This window comes from Burkholderia sp. Ax-1720, assembly GCF_011753035.1.
Classification (GTDB): Bacteria; Pseudomonadota; Gammaproteobacteria; order Burkholderiales; family Burkholderiaceae; genus Burkholderia; species Burkholderia gladioli.
The window spans coordinates 57,097-63,227 of sequence record NZ_VWWK01000030.1; the positions used below are offsets into that span (position 1 = coordinate 57,097).

7 protein-coding genes are annotated in these 6,131 nt (G+C 71.8%); all 7 read right to left on the reverse strand.

What is annotated here, in order from left to right; translation table 11 throughout:
* Nucleotides 1-34: 34 nt before the first annotated feature.
* On the reverse strand, nt 35-892 hold the full coding sequence (locus F3J18_RS12410; protein WP_025100946.1) for an ABC transporter ATP-binding protein: 858 nt from the start codon (nt 890-892) through the stop codon (nt 35-37).
* The gene (locus F3J18_RS12415; protein WP_166912962.1) at nt 889-1,941 is read right to left on the reverse strand and encodes an ABC transporter substrate-binding protein; all 1,053 of its coding nucleotides are present in this window, start codon (nt 1,939-1,941) and stop codon (nt 889-891) included. Before F3J18_RS12415 ends, F3J18_RS12410 begins: the two co-directional genes overlap by 4 nt.
* An 11-nt stretch (nt 1,942-1,952) precedes the next feature.
* Entirely contained in the window at nt 1,953-2,933 is a 981-nt protein-coding gene (locus F3J18_RS12420) for an iron ABC transporter permease (RefSeq protein ID WP_166912963.1), read from the reverse strand.
* Between the two features lie 50 nt (nt 2,934-2,983).
* Nucleotides 2,984-4,039: an iron ABC transporter permease gene (locus F3J18_RS12425; protein ID WP_166912964.1), complete on the reverse strand. Its 1,056-nt coding sequence runs from the start codon at nt 4,037-4,039 to the stop codon at nt 2,984-2,986.
* Nucleotides 4,040-4,400: 361 nt separating this feature from the next.
* Nucleotides 4,401-4,769 carry a copper resistance protein CopC gene (locus F3J18_RS12430; protein ID WP_166912965.1) on the reverse strand — a complete coding sequence of 123 codons (369 nt, stop codon included), beginning with the start codon at nt 4,767-4,769 and terminating at the stop codon, nt 4,401-4,403.
* 34 nt (nt 4,770-4,803) lie between these two features.
* Nucleotides 4,804-5,250, reverse strand: coding sequence for a copper chaperone PCu(A)C (locus F3J18_RS12435; RefSeq protein WP_166912966.1), 447 nt, complete (start codon nt 5,248-5,250; stop codon nt 4,804-4,806).
* 54 nt (nt 5,251-5,304) lie between these two features.
* Nucleotides 5,305-5,955 (reverse strand): SCO family protein, encoded by a 651-nt coding sequence (locus F3J18_RS12440; protein ID WP_166912967.1) that lies wholly within the window; start codon nt 5,953-5,955, stop codon nt 5,305-5,307.
* Between the last annotated feature and the right edge of the window lie 176 nt (nt 5,956-6,131).

A 6,131-nucleotide genomic window follows, 5' to 3' on the forward strand; every position in this document is an offset into this window, starting at 1 on the left:
GCCGCGATTTTCGTGCCGATCTTCGTGCCGATCGTCAGGCCGCCGCCGAGGCTGCCGCGCCGCGCCGCTTGCCGGCCCTGAGCGGCAGCACCAGCGGCGTGCCCGTGACGGGATCCTCGATCACGCGCACCTCCAGCCCGAAAGCCTCGCGGACGGTGGCCGGCGTGATCGCCGCGCCCGGCTCGCCGCTGGTGACGATCCGGCCGTCCTTCATCACGATGATCCGGTCGGCATAACGGCAGGCCTCGTTCAGGTCGTGCAGCACGGCCACCACGGTGGTGCCGAAGCGCGTGTTCAGCTCGTGACAGAGTTCGAGCACGTCGATCTGGTGCGCCAGGTCGAGATAGGTGGTGGGCTCGTCGAGCAGCAGGATCTCGGTCTGCTGGGCCAGCGCCATCGCGATCCAGACGCGCTGGCGCTGCCCGCCCGACAGTTCCGCCACGCGCCGCCCGGCCAGCTCGGCCACGTCGGTGCGCGCCATCGCCTCGCGCACCGCGGCGCGATCCGCCTCGCTGGTCCACTGCAGCAACGATTGATGGGGATAGCGCCCGCGCGCCACCAACTCGGCGACCGTGATGCCCTCGGGTGCCGTCGAGGATTGCGGCAGGAAGCCGACCTGGCGCGCATAGGCCTTCGGCGCGTAGCCGGCGGCCTCGCGCCCGTCCAGCAGCACCGCGCCGCCCTGCGGGCTCAGCACGCGGCTCAGCGCCTTCAGCAGGGTCGACTTCCCGCAACCGTTGGGCCCGACGATGGTGGTGAACGCATGCGGCGCGATCGCCACGTCGAGATGCGCGATGATCGGCGCGCCGCCGGGATAGTGCAGGCTCAGGTCGACCGCGCGCAGGCCTTCTTCCCGGCGCGCGGCGGGCTGTTGCGGGTCGCGGCCGTTCATTGGCCGGCTCCGGCCAGCGCGCGGGCGATGCGCGGCACCAACTGGTCGAGCGTGGCGTCGATGCTGGTCGGCGAGCCGGTGGCGAAGGCGGCGCGCAGCGCGGCGTCGCGCTGGTTGTCGAGCACCACCAGGCGATGCCGGCGCGCCGCGTCGAGCGCCTGCACCGCCGGCTCGGCCAGCAGCGAGGCGGCCGGCCGCGCGAAGGCCACCAGCACCACCAGGTCGGCGTCGATGGCCGAGGTCCGCTCGATCGGCAGGTCCGCGTAGTAGTTGCGCGCGGGCAGCGTCTTCAGCGTCGGCGACAGCTTCATGCCGAGATCCTCCAGCAGTCGCGGGCGCACATCGCCTTCCACATAGGCATGCCAGCCGTTCTGCACGCCCCAGTCGATGCTGAAGCTGCGGCCGGCGAACTCCGGGTGGGCGCGCCGCGCGGCGGCGATGCGGGCCTCGGTATCGGCGATCAGCCGTTCGCCGGCCGCCACGCGGCCGAGCGCCAGCGCATCGATGCGCACCTGCTGCTGCCAGGGCAGGTTGTTGTCGCGCACCTCCTTCGGCGAGGCGACGGTCGGCGCGATCCGCGACAGCAGTGCGTAATTGGCTTGCGAGCTGTTGTCGCGGCCGTTGACGTCGAGGATCAGGTCCGGATGCAGCGCGGCGATGCGCCGGAAGTCGAGGTCGCCGCGCGGCAGGATCACGGGCGCCGTGCCGTGCACCAGCGCCTGCGACCAGGGATTGACCTGGCCGTCCTTCAGCCCCAGTTGCTGCCAGTCCTGGATCGCCACCGGCGTGACGCCCAGCGCGAGCACCACGTCGGCCTCGTTCCAGCCCAGCACCACCACGCGCTGCGGCGCGCGCGGGATGGTCGTCGAGCCCCATTGATGCGCGATGGTGACCGGGAAGGCGGGCGCGGTTTCGGCCTGCGCGCGGCCGGTGCCGAATCCGGCTAGCAGCAGCGTGGTCGCGGCGGCCAGGCCGAGGAAGCGGCGCAGCGCGCCGGCGGCCGGCATCGCGCGAAGGCGCGGGCGATGGAGAAGTTCGGAGCCGATCATTCGTGATCCTTTCAAAACGCGTTGCCGCGCGCGCCGGGGCGATCGGCGCGCAGCAGCAGCGTGAGCAGGTACAGGCCGCCGAGCGCGCCCGTGACGATGCCCACCGGCGGATGGATGGGCAGGGCGTTGGCGGCCACCGCGTCGCAGCCCGTCACCAGCACGGCGCCGACCAGGGCCGGCGCCAGCGGGCTGGCCAGGCGTCCGCCGTGCAGGCGGCGCGCGATATGCGGAGCGGCCAGCGCGACGAAGGCGATCGGGCCGGTGACGGCGGTTGCCGCGGCCACCAGCAGCACGCCGGTGACGATCCAGCCGGCGCGCTGCCGGCCCGGCCGCGCGCCGAGCGTGGTGACCAGGCTGTCCTCCAGTTCGATCAGCCCGAAGCTGCGATGCCGCAGCAGGCACAACGCGATCAGGGCCGCCAGCGCCGCGGCGAGGCCCGGCAGGTCGTGCCAGGCGGCGGTATTGAGGCTGCCCGACAGCCAGGCCAGCACCACCTGGGTGTCCTGCACGTCGGCGTCGAGCAGCAGGTAGCCGTTCACGGCCGCCAGCAGCGCCGAGATCATGATGCCGCTCAGGATCAGCCGGCGCGGCGAGGCGCGCAGCCCGCCGGCCAGCCCATAGACCACCAGCGCCGCCAGCAGCCCGCCGGCCACCGCCATGCCTGCCGTGAAACCCGGCCGGCTCTCGCCGAGCCGCAGCGCGAGGATCGCGCCGCTGGCCGCGCCGGCGCCGAAGCCGAGCACGTCGGGGCTCGCCAGCGGGTTGCGCGTGACGGTCTGGAAGATCGCGCCCGAGGCGCCCAGCGCGACGCCGGCCAGCGCGCCGAGCAGGTAGCGCGGCAGGCCGAGCGTGAGCACCGCGAAGCGGTCGGGCGAGGCGGGATCGAGCAGCGCATGCCATAGCGCGCGGGGCGAGATGCCGAACGGGCCGAGGCAGAGCTGGGCCGCGAGCGTGGCGGCCAGCAGCGCGAGTCCGAGCAGGATCGCTGGCAAGATCGCGGGCACGATCGCAGGCAGGCGGCGAGGCATCGGTCGCGCGGGTGTCATGGCGCGAACTTCGCGCGCCGCATCAGCACGAAGAACAGCGGCGCGCCGATCACGGCCGATACCGCGCCGGCCGGAATCTCGCTGCCCGGCACCAGCAGGCGGCCGAGGATGTCGGCCGCGAGCAGCAGCGCCGCGCCGAGCAGCGCGCAGGCCGGCAGCACGCGGCGCAGGCCGATGCCCACCAGCATCCGCGCCAGGTGCGGCACCAGCAGGCCGACGAACACGATCGGGCCGGCGGCGGCGGTGGCCGCGCCGCACAGCATCGAGATCACGGCGCCGCAGGCGATCAGCAGGCGCCCACGATGGATGCCGAGCGCGAGCGCGTGTTCGTCGCCCATCGCCACCACGTCGAGCGGGCGCGCCAGCGCGAGGCTGGCGGCCAGGCCCGCGAGCAGGCAGGCGGCCAGGATCGGCAGCATGGCCTCGCCGCGATCGGCCACCGAGCCGACCGCCCACAGCCGGAACTGTTCGAGGCTGTTGGGCTGGAGCAGGCTCAGGCCGGCGGTGGTGGATTCGAGGCTGGCGCCGAGCGCGGTGCCGGTCAGCAGCAGCCGCACCGGGTCGCTCGAACGCGACAGCAGGCGCGAGGCGAACACCAGGCCGGCGACCACGGCGGCGCCGGCGAAGGCCAGGCCGAATTGCGCGAGCGGGGCGATCACACCGGCGCCGATGCCGAGCACCACGAACAGCCCCGCGCCCGAGTTGACGCCGAGGATGCCGGGGCCGGCCAGGGGATTGCGCGTGAGGGTCTGGACCAGGCAACCGGCCAGGCCGAGTGCGCCGCCCACCAGGATCGCGAGTTCGGTGCGCGGCAGCCGGTAGTCGCGGATCGTCGGCCAGGCCTCGCCTTGCGCGTGCCACAAGGAGCGCAGCGCGATCGCGATCGGCAAGCCATGCGAGCCGACCAGCAGGCTGAGCACCGCCAGGCCCGCCAGCAGCGCGCCGAGCGCGACCAGCGCCAGCCACCAGGGGCGGCGCGGCGCCGGGGTGGCGCGCTTGCTTGCCGCGAAATCGCCGCTAACGGCCGTCGCTGCCCATCGTGGCGATTTCAAGGTCCTGGCTGTTCCATCGGGAGCGCAGCGGCAGGCGATCGAGGCGATCGGCCGGATGCGCGGGAAGTGTCGTGCCGCGTCGTCAAATGGAAATGATTCGTTTTTCCATCGCGCAGTGTAGGCGGCGCGATGTCAAGGTTTCGTTAAGACGCGCGTGATGGGCGATCTGTCACGAGCCTGACGAAAAAGTGTGCCGAGGGAGGGAGGATGCGGGAGCGCACGGGGAAGGAGGCCCACGCGCGATGGATTGCGCGCGGGCCGTCCCCTGCTTGTCGTTACTGCTTTTTTTACTGCTTTTTATAAAGGTACCGCGGGTGCTGCCTGGTGTTGCCTGATGTTGCCTGGTTAAGCCGGGCGACGCTTATTGCGCCGTGAAGCTGTAGCTGCCCTGCGTGCGATGGCCGTCGGTGGCCACCGCCACCCAGTTGACCGTGTAGACGCCCGGCTTGAGCGCGGCGAGATCGACGCTCATGTGCTTCTTGTCGTTGCCGCTGACGCTCGACTTGTCGCGCGTGACCGAGGCGCCGGCCGCGTCGCTGACCTTCAGCGAGCTGAAGGCCGGCTCCAGGCCCTCGTCGAAGTCGATCGACACGCTGGCGGTGGCGGCCGGCACGGTGGCGCCGGCCTCGGGGCTGCGCTGCTTCGGATGCGCGTGGGCGAAGGCGAGCGGCGCGACGGCCGCGAGCAGCAGGGCGGCGGCGCCGTGCGCCGCGAACTGGCGAATCTTCATGGCGGGATTCCGGTTGGGTTCTAGGGAAGGCGGCTTACTTCGACATCGCCTTGGGGCTTTCGACCTTGCACTGCGCGCTGAGCTTCTCGCCGTCGCCGAAGTTCAGCGTGAGCGGGATCGTCGAGCCGATCTTGAGCGCCTGCCTGGGCTCTTCCAGCATCACGTGATAGCCGCCCGGCGCGAACGACAGGGTGCCCTTGGCGGGCACCGTGGCGGTGTCGACCATCACCATCTTCGACATGCTGCCGTTACTCTGGGTCTGGTGCAGCATGGCCATGCCGAACGCGTCGGAATCGACGCCGGTGAGCTGGACCGGCTTGTCGCCGCGGTTGGCGACTTCGAAGAAGCCGCCCGAGGGGATGCCGGCCGGCATCGCGCGGATCCAGCACTTCGAGACGGACAGGGCGTCGGGCGCGGCGAAGGCGGACGAGCCGGCGACGGCGAGGGAGGCGGCGGCGAGCAGGCGGATGGCGGTTTTCATGGTTCGGATGTCCTTGGAATATGAGTGATGCGTGATGTCGTGAGGGGCGGCGCCTCAGGCGTCGCTGCCCTTGAGCAGCAGCGGCAGGTCGTGCACCCAGGGCGGGGTGCCCTGGCCGTCGCGCGCGAACAGGCGCAGCTTGCCGCTCGGGTCGAACACCACGCTCGCGGCCGTGTGGTTCATCGAGTAGTTGTCGGGCTTGCTGCCCGCCACCTGCTCGTAGGTGATGCGGAAGTCGTTGGTCACCTGCTTCAACTGCGCGTCGTTGGCCGGGCGCAGCGCGCGGAACGAGGGATCGAAGGCGGTCACGTACTGCGACAGCACCTGGTCGGTGTCGCGCTTCGGGTCGACGCTGACGAACAGCACCTGCACGCGCTTGGCGACGTCGGGGCCGAGCTGGTTGAGCGACTGCGCGAGCTCGGCCAGCGTGGTCGGGCACACGTCGGGGCAGTGCGTATAGCCGAACAGCAACACCACCACCTTGCCGCGATAGTCGGCCAGGCTGCGCGGCTTGCCGTCGGTATCGGGCAGCGAGAAGTCCTTGCCGAACTGCGTGTTGCCGGTGATGTCGAGGTTGTTGAACGAAGGCTGGTCCTGCTGGCAGCCGCTCAGGGCGGCCGTGCCGGCCAGCGCCGCGCAGACCAGCGCGAGCGTGGCGGCGCCGCGCGAGGCGCGCAGCGGTAAGGCGGTCAAACGCTTGAACATGGTGGTCTCGCCACGAATATCAGGAGATCGAAGGAACGGACGATCGCGCGACGGGGCGCGCTGGCTCGGGACGAGGCGGCCGGCTCGGGCCAGGCAGGTCTCGGCGGCGGGCGCGGGCCCGCGCGATCGAACGCAACGGCGGAATCAGGCCAGCGAGGGTGGCGCGCGCGCCGGCG

Coding starts and splice junctions, on each gene's coding strand:
- F3J18_RS12440 (WP_166912967.1), bottom strand. CDS start 5,955: ATGTTCAAGCGTTTGACCGCCTTACCGCTGCGCGCCTCGCGCGGCGCC.
- F3J18_RS12435 (WP_166912966.1), bottom strand. CDS start 5,250: ATGAAAACCGCCATCCGCCTGCTCGCCGCCGCCTCCCTCGCCGTCGCC.
- F3J18_RS12430 (WP_166912965.1), bottom strand. CDS start 4,769: ATGAAGATTCGCCAGTTCGCGGCGCACGGCGCCGCCGCCCTGCTGCTC.
- F3J18_RS12415 (WP_166912962.1), bottom strand. CDS start 1,941: ATGATCGGCTCCGAACTTCTCCATCGCCCGCGCCTTCGCGCGATGCCG.
- F3J18_RS12410 (WP_025100946.1), bottom strand. CDS start 892: ATGAACGGCCGCGACCCGCAACAGCCCGCCGCGCGCCGGGAAGAAGGC.